Source organism: Mesorhizobium sp. USDA 4132 (genome assembly GCF_056279545.1).
On the sequence record NZ_JBWCCP010000001.1, the window covers coordinates 4,485,114 to 4,509,916 of the forward strand.

Consider the following 24,803-nt stretch of genomic DNA (forward strand, 5'->3'; position numbering starts at 1 on the left):
GGATGCTTCGCCGGGTCTTCTGCGTTCGGATACTGGTAATTATTCGGCTGAATCCGCGGATTCAGCATTAAGGAGGCCGTAGCGTTCCTCGCCGATCTTCGCCAACAGGTCGAGTTGGGTTTCGAGGAAGTCGATATGGCCCTCCTCATCCATCAGAAGCTCTTCGAAGAGCTTCATCGACACGTAATCGCCGGCCGCGTGACAGATATCGCGAGAGGCTTTGTAGGCTGTGCGGGCATCATATTCACCGGCAAGATCGGCCTCAAGGACTTCCTTGACGTTCTGGCCGATGCGCAGCGGGGCAAGCGTCTGAAGATTGGGGTGGCCTTCGAGAAAGATGATGCGATCGATGAGACGATCGGCATGGTGCATTTCCTCGATCGATTCCGCTCGCTCTTTTTTCGCGAGCTTCTTGAAGCCCCAATCCTCCAGCAGGCGATAATGCAGCCAGTACTGGTTGACGGCGCCTAGCTCGAGAAACAATGCCTCGTTAAGCCGCTCGATGACCTTTGAGTCGCCTTTCAATGTCCGCTCTCCTGTTTTCTTCATGGAACTGTCTCAGGCGGGACATATATACGACCACTTCGTCTTCCGTCGAGTGGTGGTGGGCGTGATATTCTTCGGTCGTGCGGATGATCAGGTCGACAACGCTTGGGAAGCAGCCGCAGCAGCGGCCGCGTTTCGCCATGGCATGATAGACCTTTGACGGTACGATGAGCTGCCAACAGTCCTCATCAAGGAGTTGCGTGATGACGTCCTTGATTTCCCTGTCGGTGATGTAATTGCAACTGCAAACCAGCATTCTCGGTCGACCTGCCAAACATGACCCGTAACATCCTCTTTTTGCGAAAGCGGACAGGAGATGTCAAGAAAGAATCGACATATATGAGTCACTTCTTAAGGGAGCCTGCCATACCCACGGCTTCTTCTTTTGTATCATGGCATCGGTAATTAGTGGAAATTGCGGCCCTTCGGCATGACGCTCCCTGGTCCGGCTTCGTAGGAACCGTCAGGCACCGCCTCTTTTGCACTTCCCCTGCGCGCCTCCTCCATTCCATTCGAACGCCTCTTCTGCCGGTGGTCTCCGCTCGATTGCAGCGCCTCGTCCGAGCGGGCCGACACGCCGAACCGCCTCGCCTCCTTCTGCAGCAGACCCAGCATCGGGGTAATGTCTTCGATATGCTCGACCACGGTATGGATGACGCCGCTCTGGCTTTGCAGTCTCCCCCGGATCTTCACCAGCCGCGCGCCCATCACGACCGGCCGATAACGTTCGAAAATCTTCGACCAGACGATCGCATTGGCAACACCGGTCTCGTCTTCCAGCGTCATGAAGATAACCCCCTTGGCCGAGCCCGGCCGCTGCCGGACAAGAACGATCCCGCCGATCGTCACCCTCTGCCCGTTCGGGACCGCCAAAAGATCGACGCTGCGGGTAATCCCCATCGCCTTGAATTCTTCGCGCAGAAACGAAACCGGATGCGCCTTCAGCGAAAGCGAGAGATAGCGGTAATCCTCGATCACCTGTTCGCCGGGCAGCATTTCCGGCAGCGTCGCTTTCGCCTCGGGCCGAAGATCCGCATTGTCCCCAACGTCAAATAGAGATCGGCTCTCGGTCGTCTTTTTGGCATCGAGACCACGAACTGCCCAAAGTGCTTGTCGGCGCGATAACGCAATATCTCCAAAGGCATCAGCATCAGCCAGCCGCTCGATAGCCGATTTGTCGAGACCAGACCGGATCCTTAGATCGTGGACGGACTCATATCCCTGCCCGCGATTGGCGATCAATTTCTTGATCATGTCCTCTTCTGCCAAACCTTTGACCTGGCGGAAACCCAGTCGCACGGCATATCTCGTCCTGATGACATCCCGCATGGATTCGTGACGCTTATCGATCGCGGTTTTGTCGAAGGCGGTTTCTTCCAAGGTACAGTCCCATTCCGACCTGTTGATGTCGACGGGGAGAATCCCGACACCGTGCTCGCGTGCATCCCGTATGAGTTGGGCCGGCGCATAAAATCCCATCGGCTGGGAGTTCATCATCGCCGTGCAGAAAACATCCGGGTAATAGGCCTTGATCCAGGAAGAGGCGTAGACAAGCAAGGCGAATGAAGCCGCGTGACTTTCCGGAAACCCGTATTCGGCGAAACCTTCAATCTGGCTGAAGCAGCTTTCTGCGAATTCTCTGGGATACTTATTCTTCTCCATACCAGCAATGAAATCACGCCTGAATTCATCCACTCTTCCGGAACGCTTGAACGTTGCCATCGACCGACGCAATTTGTCAGCCTTCGCCGCCGAAAAGCCGGCTCCGGTGATTGCGATCTGCATCGCCTGCTCCTGGAAAAGCGGCACTCCCAGCGTCCGTTCAAGAACCTTTTCCAACTCAGGGCCCGGGTATTCGATAGGCTGATTGTTCCGTAAGGCCTCCCGCCGCTTCAGATAAGGATGCACCATGTTGCCCTGGATCGGGCCGGGCCGGACGATCGCCACCTCGACGACAAGATCGTAGAATTTTTCTGGCCTCAGCCGCGGCAGCATGCTCATCTGCGCCCGGCTTTCGATCTGGAAAACGCCGATCGTATCGGCTCGGCAAATCATGCCATAGACGTTTTTGTCTTTATCTTTCTGAAGAAGACCCGCCAACGTCTCCTCTCGATCGTAATGCTGCTTCATCAGCTCGAATGCCTTCTTGAGGCAGGTCAACATACCGAGCGCCAGCACGTCGATCTTCAAAAGCTTCAACGTATCGAGATCATCCTTGTCCCATTCGACCATGTAACGGCCAGGCATTGCCGTTTTCATGATCGGCACGACTTCATCCAGCCGGTCGCGGGTTATCAGGAACCCGCCGACATGCTGGGTGAGATGCCGCGGAAAACCCATAAGTTCCTTGGCATGAGCAATCACCTTGAGTGTCGTTTTATCGGTCACATCGAGCCCCGCGACCCTTGCCTCGCGCTCCGAAAGCCCCTCTTCCGACCAGCCCCAGACCGTGCTCGAAAGGGCTGACTGTACATCTTCGGAAAGGCCGAAAGCCTTGGCCACCTCGCGGCCTGCCATGCGGGTCCGGTAGCTGGTAACCGCCGCCGTCAAGCCGGCATGGCGATAGCCGTAATGCCGGTAGATATACTGGATAACCTCCTCGCGTCGCGCGTGCTCGAAATCGACGTCGATATCCGGCGGCTCGTTCCGCTCCGTCGAAATGAACCGTTCGAAGAGAAGTGTCGTGAAAGTCGGATCGACCTCGGTGATGCCGAGGCAGAAACAGACGGTGGAATTGGCCGCCGAGCCACGCCCTTGGCAGAGAACCTTCAGCACATCTCGGGCATGCCAGACGATGTGGCGTACCGTCAAGAAATACGGCTCGTATCCCATCTCCTTGATCAGATCGAGTTCGTACCTGATCTGGCCTGCGATCTTTTCGGTAATTTCGTCAGGGTATCGGCGCTTTGCCCCTTCCCAGGTCAAGCGTTCCAAGGTTTCCGATACGGTTTCACCCGGAACGCTCTCATCTGGATAATTATGGCTGAGTTCATCGAGCGAAAACTTCAGCCGGCTGAAGAAATTTCCCGTATTGTCGATCGCATCGGGATAGGCGCGGAAGAGCCGCGCCATTTCGGCAGGTTGCTTGATATGCCTTTCTCCATTCGGCGCGAGCCGGAATCCGGCTTCCTGGATCGTCACATGTTCGCGGATTGCCGTGACCACATCCGACAGGGATCGCCGATAAGGGAGATGGAAAAGAGGCAGGTTGGTCGCGACCAAGGGCACCCGGTTGCGCGCGGCAATCCGGGCAAGCAAGTTGAAAACAAAGACATCTCGTCCATCATAGGTCGGCGACAGAACCAGATAGATGTTCTTTTTGAACCGCTCTCTGTATTTACAGAGACAAGCTTCCAGGTGATGCTGATAGGCCATCTCTTCCACGCGGGAAAAATCCGGCACGACTGCCAGCATCATCTCGTCGCACCATTCCAGAAGATCCCATTCTTCCAGAATGCAGGACCCTTTGTTGGTCCTGAGATTTCCACGGCTCAGCAGGCGGCAGAGATTGGCCCAGCCCTTCCGGTTCTGCGGATAGGCGAGAATATCCGGCGTGTTGTCGGAAAAAACGAGCCGCGCTCCCGGATAAAACGCACAAGGGAGGATGGCTGCTTCCTCGTCTTTCTTTCTGCCCTGCTTCTGCTGAAGCTCGTAGGTTTCCTTCATGTTTCTGACTTGGCTATGTGCTCTCACCACGCCGGCAACGGAATTCCTGTCGGCTATACCAAGGCCGGATAGGCCGAGCACGCTTGCCGCCAAGATCATCTCCTCCGGTTTGGCAGCCCCTTCCAGGAAAGAGAAATTGGTCTTTGCACCGATCTCGAAAAAAACGGGAGCGTCCGTCATGCGAAAATCCCATGCACGCGCCAGGTCGGCGCAGTTTTGCCGGCAACGTAATGACCGGCGCGGAAAATCCAGAAGCGGCGGCCCGCCTCACTCTCAAGCCTGAAATAGTCGCGCTCCTCGACATCCTCCTCGTCATTCCACCATTCGGGCGAAATCCGCTCCGGCCCCTCCGCACGGATGACTTCATGAACGATGCGGCGCCAGCGGAAACGCTGCGGAGGGCCATCCGGCACCGTTGCCGCAAAAGCCTCCATCAGTTCCGGATGACGGAAGAGCCGCAAGGGGCGGTCGCTTTTCGGCGCGAAGGTAAAAATCTCCTCGGTCTTTTCCCGGACGATCCGCGAGGCAATCGCCGGCACGAACACTTCCGCGCGCTCCGGCACGTGGCTCTGCTTCGGTTCGGCGATCTGCAGACAATCGGCCCCGAGCCGGGCCGAAACCCGATCGACAAAATCGGCAAGCGAGATTTCGCTATCGCCATTGCCGGTGAAATCACCCTGGGAAATCCTGAAGACATCGTATTGCAACACGTTGAGGCGCAGGAGCTCGAAACCAAAGCCTGCATCGAGGTCATCGTGCACGGCGTTCAGGCGCTCGGAAAACAGCGAAGAGATCCGTTTCGGATCCTGCAACGGCTGCGAGGCACCGGCGGCGATGCGAAACACCCGGCCATCGACCCGGAAAAGCACCAGTTCGAAAACACGCCCCCCGACACCACGGGCTTCCAGTTCCGATTTCAACGAAATGGCAATCTGGCCGGCCAGCTGCAGAATATGTTCTTCCGCCTGGATCGGTTCGGCGAGCCGTCGCTCGGCGGAAAGGGCCGCCACGGGACGGCGAGGCGAGATGGCTTCCTCATTGTGCCCGAGCGCCTGATCCAGCCGAAGCAATAGATGAATGCCAAAACGGCGAGCCAACGGCGCACGCGGCATCGGCAGAAGGTCGCCGATCCTTTTCAGTCCGAGCTTGTAGAGCGCTGCGATGGTGGCCTCATCGATACGCAAAGCGTTGACCGGCAGCGGCGCCAGTACCGCCTCCGTCACCTGGTCGGCAATCACGCCGCCGCGGCCGAAGCGACAGGCGGCCCAGGACAGGCCCGGCGACGAGGAGATCGCCCCTTTGACATCGAATCCCATCTGCAAAAGCCGGCCAAGGATGTCCTTGAGCAGAGCCTCCTCGCCACCGAAGAGGTGGGTGCAGCCGGTTATGTCGAGAAACAGACCTTCGCGGCCGTCCAGCGCCACCAGCGGTGTATAACGGTCGCACCAATCGGCGATCGCCTCAAGAAGGCCCTGGTCCGCCGCGCCATCCTCGTCCACCACGTCGATCTTCGGGAACATGGCGCGCGCTTCCGCCAACCCCTGCCCACGCTTCAGCCCGAGACGTTCGGAAACCTCGTCGAGCGCTGTGAGCCGCATGGCGTTTTCGCGCCGGCCGGCACAGAGAATCGGCGGATGATGTTCAGGACGCCCTTTCGAACGCCACGACAGCCCCCAGAGCCGGCGCGCGATCCTGTCGGTCGGCAGATGCGGGAAGACGAGCGCCAGGATGCGCTGGCGGGTTGCGGAAAGAGAAAGCCTCTCCTGCCTCTCGGCCGAGGGAAAATTGACGGTCATGGGGATTCCACTCCAGAAGTAGGGATAGCGGAGCCGGGATGCGGCTCTTCTCCAGGGTCAGCCTGAAAACGGGATGACCGATGCTGCCGCCAAGCTCGGATCCCTCCGGAAGATGCCGGCGAGCCGCCGGCGCCGGTTCGACAAGGAAGCGGAACGAGGCGCTGCTTGCCTCCTCCTCTCCCGCATGCCGCAACAGAAAGAGCGGCCGTCCCGCCGCCTTTGCCCTCAGACCCAGCCTGCGGCTTTCGGTGAGACCGAAATGCCTGGGGTTGCCCCGGATTTCGAGAATGATGGCGACAACAGCCCCGCTGGCCACCGCAGTCTCCGCAAGCCACAGGGCATCGTCCAGCTTGCGCGGAGAGGCGTAAAGAACATCCCGCTGGCTCAATCCGAACTGTTTGAGGCCGACGGAATAGGGAATTCCGGCCTCCTGCGCGGACACGACATCGCCGATCCACAGAACCGGCGCGTCGCCTGGTTGTCTCGCTTTCAGGTGAGAGGCCAGCGAGAGAGCAAAGCCGCTTGCTGCTCCGGCATCTCCCATCAGCAGCGAGCGGATTTCCGTGATGCCGTCGAGCGGCAGGCCACCTTCCAACGCGGTATCCATCGGCGGTATGCCGAATGGCAGACGCGGTTGATTATTCCTGGTTTTCTGGCCTTCCGGATCAGCGGCCAAGTCCGCCTGTTCCGCCGCGGCAAGTGCCGGGAGGGATTTCCCTTCCAATCTGGCGATCTGTTCGCGCAGGGCAAAAAGCGTCTCCTGCGCCGTGGCGTGCTCGGCCATGGCGTCAGCTCCATTCGTACATGTTCTCTTTATGTTCTTATGGATTCCAGAACTGGCCGAAAGAGTCAACAGCCAAATCCTGGGAATCTTTTCCTCGGATCCTAGGCCAATGATTCTTCACTCGAAAAATATCGCGGGAGGTACTATATGGGCCTGATCAGAAGGAGAGCCTATGGCCCGCATCGACCAGACCGACGATTGGCAGGATCGCCACGCACCGACGATCAGCACGTTCGAGTCGCTGGCAATCGAGGCCTATGGTCATTTACCGGAGGAATTCCGGGCTCTCACCGTCAACCTGACGATCGAGATCGAGGATTTTCCGGACGACGACGTTTTCGAGGATATGGCACTCGAGACGCCTTTCGACCTGCTCGGCCTTTTCGAAGGCCGCGGCATTTCCGAGCGGTTCAACATGGAAACCGGTGAATTGCCGAACCGCATCCGGCTTTATCGCCGGCCGATCCTGGATTACTGGGCGGAAAACGAGGAAACCCTGGGCGATATCATCACCCACGTGCTGATCCACGAGATCGGCCACCATTTCGGCCTCAGCGACGACGACATGGAGCGTATCGAGGCCAGCGCCGACGAAGCTGCTCAGCGCTGATCCTCTCTGACTGGAGCTTATTGCTCGCCGAGCTTCATCTCGGGATCGTATTCCTTGCCGTGAACGGTTTTGGTCACCGCCTGGCCGCACTGCATTTCGCCGGTCGTGGCGTTGAAAGCGTAGGTCGGCGAACCGGAAAGTTCCCAGCCCTTGTTCAGCGCAGCCGTCACCTTGTGGCAGAAGGAGGAATCGTCGGGACCGCTGAGGAAGCGATAAAGTTTCATGGCGTTTTCTTTCGTTCGGCGATGATGCGTGCCCTGGCGGCAAGCTTTTCAGCCTCCACCAGGTGCAGCCGCTCGACCATCTTGCCGTTGAGGTTGATGACGTTGAGATGTTGCGCGTCCGGTCCCGCGAAGGCGGCAATCACCGCTTCCGCCTCTTTCACGGCCTGGGAATCCGGTCCGAAATGCCGGTTGGCAGGTTCGATCTGGGACGGATGGATCAGCATCTTGCCGGAAAAGCCCATGGCGCGTCCCTGGGCGCATTCCGCCTCAAAGGCTTCTGCATCCTTGAAGTCGTTGAAGACGCTGTCGATCACATCTATCCCATGGGCGCGGCCGGCAAGCACGATCTGCATCAGCCAGGGCACCAGATAGGCCCGGCCGGGCTGCGGCAGCACGCCCGTCTCCTTGCGCAGGTCGTTGAGGCCGACCACGAAACACTGGAGCCGCTCGTCGACAGGGGCAATTGCCGGCGCATTCAGGACGCCCTTCGGCGTTTCGATCATCGCCCAGATGGCAAGATCGTCCGGAGCCCCGGCCTCGGACAGGATATCCGCTACCGCCTGGACCTGCGACATGTGCTCGACCTTCGGGATCAGCACAACGTCGGGAGAGACCTCGGTCACCAGGTCCATATCCGCCTTGCCGAATTCGGTTTCGAGCGGGTTGATGCGGATGACCGTTTCCCTGCCCCGGAGCGGATTTTCCTTAAACAACCGGCGCAGGTTGTCGCGGGCCTCCGCCTTCTTTTCCGGCGCGACGGAATCTTCCAGATCGAAGATCGCCGCATCGCAATCGAGGCCATGCACCTTTTCCAATGCCCTCGCATTGCCAGCCGGCACGCTCAGGATCGAGCGGCGAATATGAAAGGAGGCGGATTTGATATCAGTCAAGGCGATCATCCGCGCTTTGTGCCAATCTTTTTGGTCTGCGGCAATACTGCATGCCCAAAGCCCCTTGCAAGACAGGGCGGAAGGCTCCACATTCCTTGATGAGAAAGGTATATACCATGCAAAACATTCGCGTATTCTTCGTCATCATATCGGCCATTGCCGTGCTCGCCATGGCAGCACTTCTGACGGCTTCGCTGACCGTCGCCTTTGCCGGCATTCTCGCAGTTCTGTCCATCGGGCGTGCGCTTTCGGCGCGGCTGAAGCCGATTCCGGTACGGGCCAAGGCGAGCAAGCGCGAGATGCGCGTCTGGAACGACGGCCGCGGCACGATCATCGACCTCTGATCGCGCCGAAGCGGTAAAGAGACGAATGCGCCGGTTTCCGGCGCGTGGGCGTACCGGTTCACGCCAAACAGCCCTTCAAATCCGCGTCAATATGCTTTATGGCAGCTTCCGCAGATAAGTCCACGTGGAGGCAGATCATGGAAAAGTTCACCAAGCTCACAGGCGTTGCAGCGCCGCTGCCGGTCGTCAATATCGACACGGACATGATCATTCCGAAGGATTATCTCAAGACGATCAAGCGCACCGGCCTCGGCAAGGGCCTGTTCGCGGAAGCCCGTTACAATGACGACGGCTCGATCAACCCGGATTTCGTACTGAACAAGCCCGCCTATCAGAACGCCAAGATCTTGGTCGCCGGCGACAATTTCGGCTGCGGTTCCTCGCGCGAACACGCGCCGTGGGCGCTTCTCGATTTCGGCATCCGCTGCGTCATCTCGACGAGCTTCGCCGACATTTTCTACAATAACTGTTTCAAGAACGGCATCCTGCCGATCGTCGTTTCCCCGGAAGATCTTGAAAAGCTGATGGATGATGCCGAGCGCGGCTCGAACGCCATCCTTTCGATCGACCTGGAAGCCCAGGAAATCACCGGCCCGGATGGCGGCTCCATCCGTTTCGACATCGATCCCGGCCGCCGCCATATCATGCTCGAAGGCCTCGACGACATTGCCTCGACGCTGAAGAGCGATGCGGCGATCAGCACGTTCGAAAACAACAACCGAGCCGCTCGCCCCTGGCTCTGATTTCCGGAGCATCCTGATGGTCAAGCGGATTTCCTCCGGATCGCCCTTCGAAGCGCGGATCGGCTATTCGCGCGCCGTCGTCGACCGCGACATGGTCTATGTCTCCGGCACCACCGGCTACGACTATGGTCGGATGGAAATGCCCGAAGACGCCGCCGCCCAGGCCCGCAATACGCTCGGCACGATCGAGAAGGCATTGAAAGAGGCCGGCAGCAGCCTTCAGGACGTCGTCCGGGTGCGCTATTACCTCACCGATATGGCCGATTACGACGCCATCGTTCAGGTACTTGGCGAGACCTTCTCCGAGATCCGGCCAGCGGCCACGATGGTCGTCTGCGGGCTCACCATGCCCGAAATGAAGATCGAGATCGAAGTGACTGCCCGCATCGGCGCCGGCAGCCCTTAAAACCTTTCCAGCCTCGTCGCTCTAGCAGGCTCGGACGAGGTTATGCCAGGCGCGGAATTCCGCGCGGGAGGACGCGAGCCTGCAAAACCCGCAAGGATACCAAACGATATGGCAAAGAACCTCTTCCTCCTTCCCGGCGACGGCATCGGCCCCGAGGCCATGGGCGAAGTCCGCAAGATCATCGCCCATATGAACAGCGCCATGAAGGCCGATTTCGTCCTCGACGAAGGGCTGGTCGGCGGCTGCGCTTACGATGCCCATGGCGCCGCGATCTCCGAAGGGGACATGAGCAAGGCCATGAACGCGGATGCCGTTCTCTTCGGCGCCGTCGGCGGCCCGAAATGGGACCAGGTTCCTTATGAAGTCCGTCCGGAAGCCGGCCTGCTTCGCCTGCGCAAGGACATGGAACTGTTTGCCAACCTGCGTCCAGCCATCTGCTATCCGGCGCTTAGCTCCGCTTCCTCCCTGAAGCCGGAACTGGTCGAAGGCCTCGATATCCTGATCGTCCGCGAATTGACCGGCGGCGTCTATTTCGGCGAACCGAAGGAAATCGTCGACCTCGGCAACGGCCAAAAGCGCGGCATCGATACGCAGGTCTACGATACGTATGAAATCGAGCGCATTGCCGGCGTCGCCTTCGAGCTTGCCCGCACCCGTAAGAATGCCGTCTGCTCGATGGAAAAGCGCAACGTCATGAAGTCGGGCGTGCTCTGGAACCAGGTGGTCACCGAGACGCACAAGGCGAAATATTCAGACGTCAAGCTGGAACACATGCTGGCCGATGCCGGCGGCATGCAACTGGTCCGTGCTCCAAAACAGTTCGACGTGATCGTCACCGACAACCTGTTCGGCGACATGCTCTCCGACGTCGCGGCGATGCTCACCGGCTCGCTCGGCATGCTGCCGTCCGCATCGCTCGGCGCACCCGATGCCAAGACCGGCAAGCGCAAGGCGCTTTACGAGCCGGTCCACGGTTCGGCGCCTGATATCGCCGGCACCGGCGTTGCCAACCCGATTGCGATGATCGCTTCGTTCGCCATGTGCCTTCGTTACTCCTTCAACATGGTCACGGAAGCCGACAACCTCGAAAAGGCCATCGCCAACGTGCTGGATCAGGGTATCCGCACCGGCGACATCATGGCCGAAGGCGCCCGCAAGGTCGGCACCGCCGAAATGGGCGATGCGATCCTCAAGGAATTCGTAGGCCTTTCCGCCTGATAACACCGATCGGTGCCTTTCCGCCCAAGGCGGAAAGGCACCTTCATATTTGGCGTTCGGCATCCTGCTACCCATATCGCGGAATCTATGGGAAAAAGCGGCGCGGGATCGATCCCGCGCCACGGACAGAGGCCGATGAAACGGACAATCGAAAAACTGAAACATCGGCGGTATCGCCATCCATCCGGGCCGCCGTCGCCGCGATGGCTGCCTTATGCGCTGGTCACGATCAACCTGATCCTGATCGCCTTTTTCCTGCTCGATGCCCCCGTCGGCTCCTATGCCGCCCATACGCCCAACGTGCTGCTGCCGGTCGGCAAGGCGATCACCGATTTCGGCACGTCCGGCTGGATCCTTTTTGCGACAGCGCTCCTGTTTTTCGAAGCGCTCGCCGTTATCCGGCTCGCACCCGGCCTGAAAGCCCGCTTCCAGGCGATGCTGGTCAGCCATGTCGCGGCTTATATCTTTGTGGCCGTTGCCGGTTCCGGCCTTCTCGCCAACCTGGTGAAGCGTATCATCGGACGCGCCCGGCCAGGACTTTACGAGCAATGGGGTTTCCACGGCTTCAGCCCTTTTTCCGGCTCTCGGTTCGAAAGCTTCCCTTCCGGCCACGCAACCACGGTGGGCGCGTTCCTGATGGCACTGGCGCTGCTTGCTCCGCGCTACCGCCTGTTCTTTCTGATCATCAGCTTCTGGCTCGGTTTTTCGCGCGTCATCGTCGGAGCCCATTATCCGAGCGATGTGATTGCAGGCCTCTCCTTCGGCGCTTGGTTCTCGGTGATCATGGCAATCGTCTTTTCCCGTTACGGGCTGCTTTTCCGGCAGGAGCCGGACGGCTGGCCGGTTCTGCGCCGGGCGATACCCCTGCTGATACGTCCCGACTGGAAAAACACACCCTTCCCGCCGCGCGGCATGCCACCGAAGCGGGAGACGGACGTAAAACAGCAATGACCCCTTCATGAAAAAAGCCCGGCGCAGTTGCCTGCGCCGGGCTTTTTCATTTTAGCGGGGTTGCTGACGCAAACCCGAACAGGGAACGAAACCCTTATTCCGCGTGGATATCGCGATCCTTGGTTTCCGGCAGGAAGAGCAGCCCGATCACCAGAGTGATGACTGCGAAAACAATCGGATACCAGAGGCCATAGTAGATATCGCCCGCGGCCGCGCTCATCGCAAAAGCCGTTGCCGGCAGAAGGCCGCCGAACCAGCCGTTACCAATGTGGTAAGGCAGCGACATGCCGGTATACCGGATGCGGGTCGGAAAGAGTTCGACCAGCAGGGCCGCGATCGGGCCGTAGACCATCGTCACATAGATGACCAGAACGAAGAGGACGGCGATCGTGCCGATCCAGTTCACCCGGGCCGGATCGGCCACCATCGTGAACGCACCGCCCTTGGCGATCGAATAGACCGGCATGTCGGTGACGCCCTTCGCTTCGTCCGCGGTCAGCAGCTTTTGGCTGACGAGGTCGGCCGCAGGAACGCTCGCCTTTTCGCCGCCGCGAACGGAGGCGGCATTGAGAGCAAGTTCCGGATTGGCGGCGATGAAGGCGTCGAGCTTGGAATCCGCCACCTTGATCGCACCGCGGCTTAGCGGGTAACCGGCATCGTGAAGCGCAACATTGACGCCCTTTTCGAAGGCGCGCTGTTTGGCTGCGGCATCGGCGCCGGCAGCAACCGAGTCAAAGCTGGTGACGCTCTTGCCGGCGATCTTCACCGTAGCCGGCTGGCCGGTGGGACCGACGACAACTTCGTAAGGTACCGAGTTACGGGTCAAGAACGACGTGGCGATATCGCAGGAGCTGGTGAACTTCGATGTGCCGGTCGGGTTGAACTGGAATTTGCAATCCGCCGGATCGGCCGTGACAGTCGCCTTGATCGTCGCCTGGGCTTCGGCAAGTGCCGGGTTCGCCATCGAGGTCATCGCCTTGAAAAGCGGGAAGTAGGTGACCGCCGCAATCAGCAGGCCGGCCATGATGATCGGCTTGCGGCCGATCTTGTCGGAAAGCCCGCCGAAGATGACGAAGAACGGTGTGCCGAGGAAGAGCGCGATCGCGACCATGATATTGGCCGACAGGAGATCCACCTTCAGCACGTTCTGCAGGAAGAACAGTGCATAAAACTGGCCGCCATACCAGACGACGGCCTGGCCCATGGTCGCGCCGAGAAGCGCGATGATGGCGATCTTGGCGTTGCGCCAGGTGCCGAAGGCTTCCGTCAGCGGAGCCTTGGAGCCCTTGCCCTCGGCCTTCATCTTCTGGAATGCCGGTGACTCGTTCATCTTCAGGCGGATCCAGACGGAAACCCCGAGCAGGATGACGGAAACAAGGAACGGAATGCGCCAGCCCCATGCCGCAAACGCGGTGGCACCCATGAGCCACTGGACGAAGACGATGACGATCAGCGACAGGAAGAGGCCGAGTGTCGCGGTCGTCTGTATCCACGAGGTGAAATAGCCACGTCGCCCATGGGGCGCATGTTCGGCCACATAGGTCGCGGCACCGCCATATTCGCCACCAAGCGCAAGGCCTTGCAGGAGGCGCAGGGCGATCAGGATGATCGGGGCTGCGATGCCGATCGTGGCGGCACCCGGCAGGATACCGACCAGGAAGGTCGACATGCCCATGATCAGAATGGTCACAAGGAAGGTGTATTTCCGGCCGACGAGGTCGCCCAGGCGACCAAATACCAGCGCGCCGAAGGGGCGGACCAGGAAGCCCGCAGCGAACGCGAGCAGCGTGAAGATGTTACGCGTTGCTTCCGGATACTGGGTGAAAAAGGTCGCGCCGATATAGGTGGCGAGTGAACCATAGAGATAGAAATCGTACCATTCGAATACGGTGCCGAGCGAAGAAGCGAAGATGACTTTCTTCTCCTCCCGCGTCATCGGTCCGGCCTTCACGCCGACCCCCGTTGCGACATTTGCCATTATCGTCCTCCCTCAAGATAAAACTCGCGTGCCGACTCCGGGCCCGTTCCTCCTGGGCTTGGGCACGGCGACGCATTATCGCAGATTGACAGAATTCAAGGCTCAAGAAGAGGGATGCTTTGGGATTATGACTTTCGTCTAATATCGCGCGCACCGTGCACCACGGATGCCGCAGCGCGGCATGAGGTCAATGCAGCGCAGCAATCGAGTTAGCATCGCTTGACTCATTGCAAAAATCTTCTAAACACCTTCGCGAACGGGAAGACACCCACATGCGCGCCTGCGAATTCGACATCGCTGCCTCCGCACTGCCGGCTATCCAAGCTGCGCAGCGGGCGTGTTTTTCCGCTTTCTTCAAAACCAAGGCCAAAACGACGACGAAAACCGTCTGACGTCTCTGGCCGCCGCTCTCTCCCCGGATGGCCGGGGACAAGGAATTCCGCGACTTCAACCGCGGCTTCCCCCTCACCGGAAACGAGGAGAGACAGAAAGAGAGCAAAAAAATGGGTTTCAAGATCGCAGTCGCCGGTGCAACCGGCAATGTCGGCAGGGAAATGCTAACGATCCTTTCCGAGCGCGGCTTCCCGGTCGACGAAGTCGTGGCGCTGGCATCCGCCCGTAGCCAGGGAACCGAAGTTTCGTTCGGCGACCGGACGCTGAAGGTTTCCAATCTGGAAAACTACGACTTTTCCGACACCGATATCTGCCTGATGTCGGCAGGCGGCGAGGTTTCCAAGAAGTGGTCGCCGAAGATCGGCGCCCAGGGCTGCGTCGTCATCGATAACTCTTCCGCCTGGCGTTACGATCAGGACGTTCCGCTGATCGTTCCGGAAGTGAACCCCGATGCGATCTCCGGTTTCACCAAGCGCAACATCATCGCCAACCCGAATTGCTCGACCGCACAGCTCGTCGTTGCCCTGAAGCCGCTGCACGACTTTGCCAAGATCAAGCGTGTCGTCGTCTCGACCTACCAGTCGGTTTCCGGCGCCGGCAAGGAAGGCATGGACGAGCTCTTCACCCAGACCCGCGCCGTCTTCGTGGCCGATCCGGTCGAATCCAAGAAGTTCACCAAGCGCATCGCCTTCAACGTCATCCCGCATATCGATAGCTTCATGGAAGACGGCTATACGAAGGAAGAGTGGAAGGTCTTGGCCGAAACCAAGAAGATCCTCGATCCGAAGATCAGAGTGACCTGCACTGCCGTGCGCGTTCCCGTTTTCATCGGTCATTCGGAAGCGGTCAATATCGAATTCGAAAACGAGATCACCGCCGATCAGGCCCGTGACATTCTCCGCGAAGCTCCGGGCTGCCTCGTCATCGACAAGCACGAGAACGGCGGTTACATCACGCCCTATGAATGCGCCGGCGAGGACGCCACCTACATTTCCCGCATCCGTGAGGATGCGACGGTGGAAAACGGTCTCAACATCTGGGTCGTTTCCGACAACCTGCGTAAGGGCGCGGCGCTCAACGCCATCCAGATCGCCGAGTTGCTTGTCAATCGCGGCCTGATCAAGCCGCGCAAGGTTGCTGCCTGATAGATAATAAATTTATTAAGCATGTTCCGATAGAAACCCCGTCAGAAATGGCGGGGTTTTTCTGTCGAATCACCCATATCACGAACTATTCATGAACGGATGAGTTGCGATTGTTTGCAACCGCCGCCATAAGGCCGAAACAATGCACATTATCCGGACGCTTCTGGCCGAGCGATCCGGTTCTCGGGGACGGGTTTGACCGCATGAAGAAGATTTTGCTGGCAGGATTGATCGCAACCGGTTTCATGACCGCTAGTCCGGCGCTTGCCGCGCTCCAATGCGGCAACGATTCATCCGGTTTTGCCCGCTGGGTCGAGGAGTTCAAACGGGTTGCGCCGTCGAACGGCGTCAATCCTTCGGTCGTCGAAAAGGCCTTTTCGGGCGTCTCCTACAATCGCCCGACCATCAGCGCCGATCGCGGCCAGAAAAGCTTCAAACTCTCATTCGACGACTTCATGAAGAAGCGCGGCGGGGCTGCCATTATCTCCCGCGGCAAAGGCATGAAGTCCGGCAATGCCGCGCTTTTTGCGCAGATCGAGCGCCGCTTCGGCGTGCCGGCCGGCCCGATCATCGCCATCTGGGGCATGGAAACCGGCTTCGGCAGCTTCATGGGTGATCAGCATACGCTTTCCGCCGTCGCGACGCTCGCTTACGATTGCCGCCGCTCCGCCTATTTCACCGAACAGCTTTATGCTGCGCTTGAGCTGGTCGGCCGAGGTGATCTGAGCGTCACAGCCCGTGGCGCTGCCCACGGCGAAATCGGCCAGACCCAGTTCCTGCCGCTGAACGTTGTCCGCTACGGAGCCGACGGCGACGGCGACGGCCATATCGACATGGTCCGGTCGCGTGCCGATGCGCTTGCCTCGACCGCCAACTTCCTCAAAGGACACGGCTGGAGAGCCGGTGCCGGTTACCAGCCGGGTCAGCCGAACTTCGTTGCTATCCAGGGCTGGAACGCCGCAACCGTCTATCAGCAGGCGATCGCCTATATGGGCGCACAGATCGACGGCCAATAAGCCCGCCGGCAGTGAAGTTTCGCTTCACCTGAAAAATTCAGGCCGACGCTTGTTCGGCCTGAACGGGCAGTTCGGTAAGGTCCGGACGGACGAAGTCGCCCTTGCTGTCCATAATCCACAATTCGCCGCTTGAGATGTCGAACCAGGCGCCGTGAACGCTGAGTTCGCCTTTCTCTCCGCGTTTTTTGACGAACGGGAACGTTTCCAGGTTGGCGATCGAATTGCGGATCGACACCCGTTCCAGCGCTGTCTGCCGCTCGGCCTGGGTCATGAACTCGTTGCTCTGGATCTGTTCGGCGGCCGGTTTGACCAGCGCCATCCAGCGGCCGATGAAATCGCCGGGAGAAAGCGGCGACATGGTCGGATCCAGTGCCGCTCGGATACCGCCGCAACGGCCGTGACCCATCACCACGATATTGTCGATTTCCAAAACCTCGACCGCATATTCCAACGCCGCCGAAGTGGCATGGAACTGGCCGTCCGGTTCAAAAGGCGGGACCATGTTGGCGACGTTGCGGACGACGAAGAGTTCGCCCGGACCGCAGTCGAAAATGGTTTCCGGTGCGGCACGGGAATCGCAACAGGCGATGAGAAGGGTGTGGGGGTTCTGCCCGGTCTCCGCCAACACGCGGTAGCGCTCGCGTTCATCGCTATAGCGCCCGCTCATGAAGTTGCGGTAGCCCGCCAGAAGTTTGGCTGGAAAATCCGTCATGGAACAACGATTATAGCGCCGCCGAGCGAAGATCAACGGCCATTGTGCATCTGCGAACTTCCGATGCCGATTACCGCTTGGTGCGCTGCAACGGATGCACGAGCCGGCGCATCTGCACCATCGCCATGGGAGTGGAGAGGCTGGACGCGTCGGTCTCCAGTGTCAGCTCGTCGCCGCCGCGCTTGGCCGTGCGCGCCAAGACCTCGAAAACGCTCGCGGTAGCCAGCTGCAGCGCCTTTTCCTCGTCCATGCCGGCAAGGATCCGCCCCAGGAACAGGGCTCCCAACAGGTCCCCCAACCCGTTTGGCGGATTGTCTATCAGCCGGTGTTCGGCAAGCAGCGCGTGTTTGCCCGTCAGGTAAAGATTGCCGGTACCGCCCGCCATCATCGGCACGGCCGAAGTCACCAGGATGCGCGGCGGCCCGAGCGCGATTGCGGCATCCATGATATCGTTGTTGGTTTCAAGCGGCGCGCCGGAAAGCCAGGCGAGTTCGTAACGGTTCGGGGTGGCGATCGTTGCCAGCGGAATGAGTTCGTCGCGGATCGCCTCTGCCGTCGGCTGCGGGATATAGAGACCGCCGAGATCGCCCATGACGGGATCGCAGACATAGAGAAGGTCCGGGTTTTTCTCCTTCAGCGCCCTTATCAGCCGCGCCACCGAACGCGGCTGGGCGGCATTGCCGAAATAACCGGTCAGCACCGCCTTCACTTCTCCGAGCCATGGCGCGCGAATAAGATCGTCTATAGCCTTGTCGAAATCTGATTCGGGAAAGGTCAGCCGTGTAGAGGGTCCGTGACCGGGATGCCAGGGGAGGACGACGGTCGGCATTGCCCAGACGGGGAACCCCAGCGTCTCGAGCGCGAAGACGGCGGCACGATTGCCGACCGAGCCGCGCACGACATGACTGGAGATGACGAGGACGGCACTGCTGGTATCCTGCATGAGATCGGTTTCCGGCTACGATGGCCCTGTTGATCGTTTCTTCGCCGCCGCATGTCAACAAGGCTTCACGGAAGAATGAAACGTGTAGTGTCGCTTGACATGGATCAGCCACGTTGCCGCGTGATGACACAAAGCTAATTTATTCCGTGCGGGCACGGAAAAAGGGGAGAGGGACATGGCCGTCAGGCAGAATCCGAAACGGGAAAAACAGATCGAAAGTGCGCGCAAGATCGTTGCTGCGAGCAAGGGGCCGCATCTCGACCCGCTCATCCTGTTCGCCCGGGCCAGCACTGACGACCTCGAAAGCTACACGCCGGAAATGCTGGCGCTTTCCGCCAATCATGCAGCCGAGCGGCTGATGGCCTGGACCCGGATTCGGGCCGACATCACGGTCGAACCGGTCCCCGGCGTCGAGCCGGACGGAATTCCGGTCTCGGTGCTGACCGTCGTAGACCGCAACATGCCCTTCTTGTTCGACTCGGTCATGGGCGAGGTGACCGCCACCCACCGCGACCTCACCATGGCGGTTCATCCGATCCTGGTCGTTGAGCCGGGCAAGGAACCAGCGCTTCGCTCCAATGAACAGCCCAGCAACCCGGCTCATCATGTGAGCCTCATCCAGATCCATCTTTCGCCGCTCAACGAGGAACAGGCCGCTTCGCTCACCGAGCGCATCCGCTACATTCTCGATCAGGTTCATCTGTCGATCACCGACTGGGGCTCCATGCTGGAAGTCTTGGACGGCGCCGCCAAGCAGCTCAACAATTCGACAAGCCGCCGCAAGGCCGATCGCGACGAGGCGCTCGCCTTCCTGGACTGGCTGCGCGACGACAACTTCACCTTCCTCGGCATGCGCGAATACGTCTATTCCGGCAAGGGCACGGAGGCCAAGGTTGAACGCGGCAAGGGCCGCGGTCTCGGCATCCTCTCCGATCCGGATGTGCTGGTGCTGCGCCAGGGCAAGGACGCGGTGACGACCACCCCGGAAATCCTCGAGTTCCTCGACGGCCCCGATTTCCTGATTGTCACCAAGGCGAACGTGAAATCCGTAGTGCACCGCCGCGCCTATATGGATTATGTCGGCGTCAAGCGCTTCGACGAAAAGGGCGAAGTGGTCGGCGAGCTGCGCGTCGTCGGTCTTTTCACGGCCACCGCCTATACCCACTCCGTGCGCGACATCCCTCTCCTGCGCGCCAAGACCGGCCGGGTGGAGGAGCAGTTCGGCTTCGATCCCGACAGCCATTCCGGCCGCATGCTGGAAAACACGCTCGAATCCTATCCGCGTGACGACCTCTTCCAGATCGATGTCGATCTGCTGGCCCGCTTCTGCGAGCAGATCATGGAACTGAGCGAGCGTCCGCGCGTCCGGGTCCTGCCGCGCATCGACCATTTCGACCGTTTCGTCTCGGTGATCGTTTATGTGCCTCGCGAGGACTACAATTCCCTCGTCCGCGAGAAGGTCGGCGACTACCTGACCAAGGCCTATGAAGGCCACGTCTCCGCCTATTATCCGGCTTTCCCGGAGGGTGGCGTCGCCCGCGTCCACATGATCATCGGCCGGCGCGGTGGCAAGACCCCGAGGATCGCACAAGCCAAGCTCGAAGAAGCGATCCGGCTCATCGCCACGCCCTGGGAGGACCGCTTCGCAGCGCTTGCGGAGAAGGGGCCGCGGCTCTCCGTCACCCAGGCCTTCCAGGAAGCTTTCTCGCCCGAGGAAACCTTTGCCGACCTGCCCGACATTGCCGCATGTGCGGCCGGCGAAACGATCCGCATCGCCTTCTATCGCCGGCCCGGCGACCCTGCCAACACCGTATCGCTGAAGATCTTCCACAAGGACCGGCATCTGTCGCTCTCCCGCCGGGTGCCGCTCCTCGAAAATCTCGGTTTCCACGCCGTCAGCGAGCAGACGTTCGAAATCCAGGTGGGGCCGGAAAACGACCGCAGCCAAGTCGTCCTCCACGACATGGAACTGCAGCTCGGCGACGGGCGCGAGGTCGACCTGTCCCGCGAAGGCCCGGCTCTCGAGGAAGCCTTCCTCTCCGCCTTCGAAGGCCTGATCGACAATGACGGCTTCAACCGGCTGGTTCTGCTGGCCGGCCTGTCGGCCCGCGAAGTCACGGTGCTGCGTGCATACTCCCGTTATCTGCGCCAGACTGGCATCGTTTATTCGCAGGCCTATATCGGCGATACGCTGGTGAAATACCCGGCCATATCAGCCGCTATCTTCCGCCTCTTCCGCGACGGTTTCGACCCGAAGATCACTGAGAAGGCCCGTGTCAAGAAACTCACCGACCATCACGCGGAGATCGAGGAGGCGCTCGGCAACGTGCCCAACCTCGACGAGGACCGGACGCTTCGTCGTTTCGTCAATGCGGTCGATGCCACGCTCAGGACCAACTACTTCCAGCGCGACGCCAGTGGTGCACCGCATCGGATGTTCGCCTTCAAGCTCGATCCGAAGCTGCTGGACGGACTGCCGGAGCCCCGGCCCTTCCGTGAAATCTTCGTCTACGGCACCGAGGTCGAAGGTGTGCATCTGCGCTTTGGCAAGGTCGCCCGCGGCGGGCTGCGCTGGTCGGACCGCGGCGAGGATTACCGCACGGAAATCCTCGGCCTCGTAAAGGCACAGCAGGTCAAGAACGCCGTCATCGTGCCGGTCGGCGCCAAGGGCGGCTTCTTCCCGAAGATGCTGCCGCCGGCGAGCGCGCGTGACGCGTTCTTCAATGCCGGCCGGGAAGCCTACAAAACCTTCATCCGCACCCTCCTGTCGATCACTGACAATATCGTCGGCGCCGACATCGTCGGGCCGCCGGATACGATCCGCCTCGATGGCGACGACCCCTATTTCGTGGTTGCCGCCGACAAGGGTACGGCGACCTTCTCCGATACCGCCAACGGCCTGGCCCAGGAAGCCGGCTTCTGGCTGGATGATGCCTTCGCTTCCGGCGGTTCGGTCGGTTACGACCACAAGAAGATGGGCATCACCGCCCGCGGTGCCTGGGAGGCCGTGAAACGGCATTTCCGCGAGAAGGACATCGACATCCAGACGACGCCGTTCACAGTCGCCGGCGTCGGCGACATGTCCGGCGACGTCTTCGGCAATGGCATGCTGCTATCGCGAAAGATCCGGCTCATCGCGGCCTTCGACCATCGCGATATCGTCATCGATCCGGATCCGGATATCGAAAAGTCCTTCGCCGAGCGCGAACGCATGTTCGCCCTGCCCCGCTCGAGCTGGCAGGATTACGACAAGTCGACCCTTTCCGAAGGAGCGATGGTCATTTCCCGCTCGGAGAAGTCTGTCAAGCTCACCAAGCAGGCAGCGGCCGCGATCGGCATCGACAAGACGACCGCAACGCCTTTCGAGATCATGACCGCGATCCTGAAAAGCCCGGTCGACCTTCTCTGGTTCGGCGGCATCGGCACCTATGTCAAGGCGGCCTCCGAGACCGATACGGAGGTCGGCGACCGCGCCAACGACCCGATCCGCATCACCGCGGCCGAGGTGCGCGCCAGCGTCATTGGCGAAGGCGCCAATCTCGGCATGACCCAGAAGGGCCGCATCGCCTATACCCTGAACGGCGGGCGCTGCAATTCCGACGCGATCGACAATTCCGCCGGCGTTAACTGCTCCGACGTCGAGGTCAACATCAAGATCGCCCTCAATTCGGCAATGCAGGACGGCCGCCTGACCCGCGACAAACGCAACCAGCTTCTCGCCTCGATGACCGAGGAAGTCGGCCATCTGGTTCTGCGCAACAACTACCTGCAGCCGCTGTCGATCTCACTGACCGAACGCAAGGGCACCGGCAACCGCGAGGAGCTTTCAAGGCTGATGTCCGTGATGGAATCGCACGGCCAGCTCAACCGCAAGGTCGAAACCCTGCCCGACGACGCGGAGCTTGCCGAGCGTTATTCCTCTGGCCGACCGCTGACCCGACCGGAAATCGGCGTGTTGCTCTCCTATTCGAAGATCGTCCTGTTCGACGCCCTGATCGAAAGCAGCCTGCCCGACGATCCGTATTTCTCAGCCGTCCTGAAAGCCTATTTCCCGGCCAAGATGCAGAAGACTTATGCGGCTGACATCCAGTCCCACCGCCTGCACCGTGAAATCGTCGCCACCACGCTTGCCAACGAGGCGATCAACCGCGGCGGCCCGGGCTTCGTGCAGCAGATGAGCGACATGACCGGCGCTACGGCGGCGAATGTCGTCAAGGCCGCCTTCCTTGCCCGCGACGGCTTCGAACTTCCCAAGCTCTGGGCCGAGATCGATGCGCTGGATGGAAAAATCCCCGGCCAGCTGCAGAACGATCTCTACGCCCGCACCACCGAGACCTTCGCGGAAGCGACCCGCCTCATCCTGCAGACGCAGGTCGGCAGCGGTGATGTGGACGGCGCGATGAGCCGCCTCAAGGCCGCGATCAAGGGGCTGCGCTCGTCGCTCGCGGGCGAAGATTTCGTGGAAACCGCAGCCCGCGCCTCGGAACTCGAAGCGCAGGGCATACCGGCATCGCTTGCCCGTGAAATCCTGTTGCTGTCGACGCTGGTCCTGGTGCCGGAGATCATGCTGATCGCCGACCGTACCGGCGAAACCATGGCGCGCGCCACCGAGAGCTATTTCACTGTTACCGAAACCTTCCGCATCAACCGGCTGATCGGCGCAGGCGAACGCATCAGCACCTCGGAACACTATGAGAGCCTGGCGCTCTCCCGCAGCCTGCAGCAGCTCGCCTCGGCGCGCCGCGACATCGTCATCGCCGCGATGACTGCCCATCCGAAGGAGAAAAAGCCGCTGGAAGCCTGGGTCGGCGGCGATCGGGTGCGAGTGAACCGCATCGGCGCCGAACTGGTGACCTTGAGCGAAAGCGGTGAACTGACGCTTCCGAAGATCACCGTCGCGGCCGGTCTCCTCAGCGATCTTGCGCACGGTCGGGCGATGTAGGACAACGGACCGAACTGGCTGATCCGGGGGAAAAATGGCCATTATTGATGTGGACGATGCGCCGGTGAGAACGAGCCGGCGCGGCATCTGGGGCTGGATGTTCTTCGATTGGGCAGCCCAGCCGTTTTTTACCGTCGTCACCACCTTCATCTTCGGTCCCTATTTCGTTGCGCGGCTGACCGAGGATCCCGTCTCGGCGCAGGCGGCGTGGAGCAATATGGCGACGATCTCGTCGCTGGTCATCGCCGTCTTCTCCCCGGTCCTCGGCTCGATCGCCGATCAGGCCGGTCCGCGGAAACCCTGGATCGCCTTTTTTGCGGTGATCAAGATCATTTGTGTTTCGGCCCTCTGGTTCGCGGCACCCGGCTCGCCGATCATCTGGCCGATGATCTTCATGATCTTCGCGTCGATCGCCGCGGAATTTTCGACCGTCTTCAACGATTCGATGATGCCGCGGCTGGTCTCCAAGGACGATGTCGGCCGCATTTCCAACGTCGCCTGGGGGCTCGGTTATCTCGGCGGCATGATCGTACTGATCGCCGTCGTGGCGCTGCTCGCCGCCAATCCCGAAAGCGGCAAAACGTTGATCGGCATCCCCCCGCTTTTTGGCCTCGACCCGCATCTCGGCGAAGACGCGCGCATCACCGGGCCGATCTCGGCCTTCTGGTATTTTCTCTTTATCCTGCCGATGTTCTTCTTCACGCCCGATGCCAAGAAAGGTCTGCCGCTCGCCGCGGCGGTCCGCTCCGGCATAAGGGAGCTCAGCGGCACGCTGCGGGACCTGAGGCAGCGCACCGGCATCACCAGGTTCCTGGTCGCCCGCATGCTCTACCAGGACGGCGTCAACGGCCTGCTGATCCTCGGCGGCACGTTCGCAGCCGGCATGTTCGGCTGGGCGACGATCGAGATCGGCATCTACGGCATCATCCTGAACGTCGTGGCGATCTTCGGCTGCATCGTCGCCGGCTGGCTCGACCGCCTGCTCGGCTCGAAGATCGTCGTGATCATCAGCCTCGTTCTGTTGCTGGTGGCAACCCTCGGCATCATTTCCACCGGCCCCGGCTTCGTCTTCTTCGGCCTTCTGCCGCTTTCGGCAGAGGACAGCGGCGGCCTGTTCGGCACCGCAGCCGAAAAAGCCTATATCCTGTTCGGATTGCTGATCGGCCTCGCCTTCGGCCCCGTCCAGGCTTCGTCCAGGTCCTATCTCGCCCGCAGCGTCAGCCTTTCCGAGACCGGCCGCTATTTCGGCATCTACGCGCTCTCCGGCCGCGCAACGAGCTTTCTCGCCACCCTGTTCTTCTCGGTGATGACCTATGCCAGCGGTTCAGCCCGGCTCGGCATGGCAACGCTGCTGATCTTCCTCGTGGCCGGGTTGCTGTTGCTGTTTGCGACACCGTATCCGGCCAACAGGAAGTAGGCGGGTAGCTTTCTGGTTGGGATGTGGATTCTCGGGTCGAGCCCGAGGATGACGGAGTGCGTGGGGTCGATGAAGGAAG

At 60.4% G+C, this 24,803-nt stretch carries 19 protein-coding genes and 1 pseudogene; 10 read left to right on the top strand and 10 right to left on the bottom strand.

Annotated elements, in window-relative coordinates; translation table 11 throughout:
* Positions 1-39 precede the first annotated feature (39 nt).
* The 5 genes and pseudogenes from bfr to ACZ9IU_RS22255 all read right to left on the bottom strand — a co-directional run bounded on the left by bfr (position 40) and on the right by ACZ9IU_RS22255 (position 6,792).
* Positions 40-525 (bottom strand): bacterioferritin, encoded by a 486-nt coding sequence (bfr, locus tag ACZ9IU_RS22235; RefSeq protein WP_038547247.1) that lies wholly within the window; start codon positions 523-525, stop codon positions 40-42.
* Positions 491-894: pseudogene (locus ACZ9IU_RS22240) on the bottom strand ((2Fe-2S)-binding protein). The gene bfr and the pseudogene ACZ9IU_RS22240 overlap by 35 nt, the downstream one beginning before the upstream one ends.
* Positions 895-951: 57 nt before the next feature.
* Positions 952-4,392 carry an error-prone DNA polymerase gene (locus ACZ9IU_RS22245; RefSeq protein WP_038547251.1) on the bottom strand — a complete coding sequence of 1,147 codons (3,441 nt, stop codon included), beginning with the start codon at positions 4,390-4,392 and terminating at the stop codon, positions 952-954.
* Positions 4,389-5,942: a Y-family DNA polymerase gene (locus ACZ9IU_RS22250; protein ID WP_498957799.1), complete on the bottom strand. Its 1,554-nt coding sequence runs from the start codon at positions 5,940-5,942 to the stop codon at positions 4,389-4,391. Before ACZ9IU_RS22250 ends, ACZ9IU_RS22245 begins: the two co-directional genes overlap by 4 nt.
* On the bottom strand, positions 5,854-6,792 hold the full coding sequence (locus ACZ9IU_RS22255; protein ID WP_038547258.1) for an ImuA family protein: 939 nt from the start codon (positions 6,790-6,792) through the stop codon (positions 5,854-5,856). The genes ACZ9IU_RS22250 and ACZ9IU_RS22255 overlap by 89 nt, the downstream gene beginning before the upstream one ends.
* A gap of 172 nt (positions 6,793-6,964) precedes the next feature.
* Between ACZ9IU_RS22255 and ACZ9IU_RS22260 the strand changes: the two genes are divergently transcribed.
* Positions 6,965-7,402 carry a metallopeptidase family protein gene (locus ACZ9IU_RS22260; RefSeq protein WP_038547261.1) on the top strand — a complete coding sequence of 146 codons (438 nt, stop codon included), beginning with the start codon at positions 6,965-6,967 and terminating at the stop codon, positions 7,400-7,402.
* Positions 7,403-7,419: 17 nt separating this feature from the next.
* On the opposite strand, the gene ACZ9IU_RS22265 is transcribed toward ACZ9IU_RS22260, so the two are convergent.
* Both ACZ9IU_RS22265 and ACZ9IU_RS22270 read right to left on the bottom strand, forming a co-directional pair.
* On the bottom strand, positions 7,420-7,626 hold the full coding sequence (locus tag ACZ9IU_RS22265) for a DUF1737 domain-containing protein (protein ID WP_007764402.1): 207 nt from the start codon (positions 7,624-7,626) through the stop codon (positions 7,420-7,422).
* Positions 7,623-8,525, bottom strand: a complete 903-nt coding sequence (locus tag ACZ9IU_RS22270) for an HpcH/HpaI aldolase/citrate lyase family protein (RefSeq protein WP_038547265.1) — start codon at positions 8,523-8,525, stop codon at positions 7,623-7,625. Before ACZ9IU_RS22270 ends, ACZ9IU_RS22265 begins: the two co-directional genes overlap by 4 nt.
* A gap of 107 nt (positions 8,526-8,632) precedes the next feature.
* On the opposite strand from ACZ9IU_RS22270, the gene ACZ9IU_RS22275 reads away from it, so the two are divergent.
* The 5 genes from ACZ9IU_RS22275 (at position 8,633) to lpxE (ending at position 12,178) form a co-directional block, all read left to right on the top strand.
* Complete coding sequence (locus tag ACZ9IU_RS22275; protein ID WP_038547268.1) at positions 8,633-8,860, top strand: hypothetical protein; 228 nt, start codon at positions 8,633-8,635, stop codon at positions 8,858-8,860.
* Between the two features lie 137 nt (positions 8,861-8,997).
* On the top strand, positions 8,998-9,603 hold the full coding sequence (gene leuD / locus ACZ9IU_RS22280) for a 3-isopropylmalate dehydratase small subunit (protein ID WP_038547271.1): 606 nt from the start codon (positions 8,998-9,000) through the stop codon (positions 9,601-9,603).
* 16 nt (positions 9,604-9,619) lie between these two features.
* On the top strand, positions 9,620-10,009 hold the full coding sequence (locus ACZ9IU_RS22285; protein ID WP_038547274.1) for a RidA family protein: 390 nt from the start codon (positions 9,620-9,622) through the stop codon (positions 10,007-10,009).
* A gap of 108 nt (positions 10,010-10,117) precedes the next feature.
* Positions 10,118-11,227, top strand: coding sequence for a 3-isopropylmalate dehydrogenase (leuB, locus tag ACZ9IU_RS22290; protein WP_038547277.1), 1,110 nt, complete (start codon positions 10,118-10,120; stop codon positions 11,225-11,227).
* 135 nt (positions 11,228-11,362) lie between these two features.
* Entirely contained in the window at positions 11,363-12,178 is an 816-nt protein-coding gene (gene lpxE / locus ACZ9IU_RS22295) for a lipid A 1-phosphatase LpxE (RefSeq protein WP_038547280.1), read from the top strand.
* A 94-nt stretch (positions 12,179-12,272) separates the two neighbouring features.
* On the opposite strand, the gene ACZ9IU_RS22300 is transcribed toward lpxE, so the two are convergent.
* Entirely contained in the window at positions 12,273-14,156 is a 1,884-nt protein-coding gene (locus tag ACZ9IU_RS22300) for an MFS transporter (protein ID WP_038547283.1), read from the bottom strand.
* A 503-nt stretch (positions 14,157-14,659) separates the two neighbouring features.
* On the opposite strand from ACZ9IU_RS22300, the gene ACZ9IU_RS22305 reads away from it, so the two are divergent.
* Both ACZ9IU_RS22305 and ACZ9IU_RS22310 read left to right on the top strand, forming a co-directional pair.
* Positions 14,660-15,694: an aspartate-semialdehyde dehydrogenase gene (locus ACZ9IU_RS22305; protein ID WP_038549857.1), complete on the top strand. Its 1,035-nt coding sequence runs from the start codon at positions 14,660-14,662 to the stop codon at positions 15,692-15,694.
* Positions 15,695-15,897: 203 nt separating this feature from the next.
* Positions 15,898-16,710, top strand: coding sequence for a lytic murein transglycosylase (locus ACZ9IU_RS22310; protein WP_038547286.1), 813 nt, complete (start codon positions 15,898-15,900; stop codon positions 16,708-16,710).
* Between the two features lie 37 nt (positions 16,711-16,747).
* Here ACZ9IU_RS22310 and ACZ9IU_RS22315 read toward each other — a convergent pair whose 3' ends face one another.
* On the bottom strand, positions 16,748-17,422 hold the full coding sequence (locus tag ACZ9IU_RS22315) for a carbonic anhydrase (protein WP_038547289.1): 675 nt from the start codon (positions 17,420-17,422) through the stop codon (positions 16,748-16,750).
* A gap of 70 nt (positions 17,423-17,492) precedes the next feature.
* Positions 17,493-18,365: a pyridoxal kinase PdxY gene (pdxY, locus tag ACZ9IU_RS22320; protein WP_038547291.1), complete on the bottom strand. Its 873-nt coding sequence runs from the start codon at positions 18,363-18,365 to the stop codon at positions 17,493-17,495.
* Positions 18,366-18,540: 175 nt separating this feature from the next.
* Between pdxY and ACZ9IU_RS22325 the strand changes: the two genes are divergently transcribed.
* Both ACZ9IU_RS22325 and ACZ9IU_RS22330 read left to right on the top strand, forming a co-directional pair.
* Positions 18,541-23,307, top strand: coding sequence for an NAD-glutamate dehydrogenase (locus ACZ9IU_RS22325; RefSeq protein WP_038547293.1), 4,767 nt, complete (start codon positions 18,541-18,543; stop codon positions 23,305-23,307).
* Positions 23,308-23,341: 34 nt separating this feature from the next.
* The gene (locus ACZ9IU_RS22330; RefSeq protein ID WP_038547296.1) at positions 23,342-24,724 is read left to right on the top strand and encodes an MFS transporter; all 1,383 of its coding nucleotides are present in this window, start codon (positions 23,342-23,344) and stop codon (positions 24,722-24,724) included.
* The last annotated feature ends 79 nt before the right edge of the window (positions 24,725-24,803 follow it).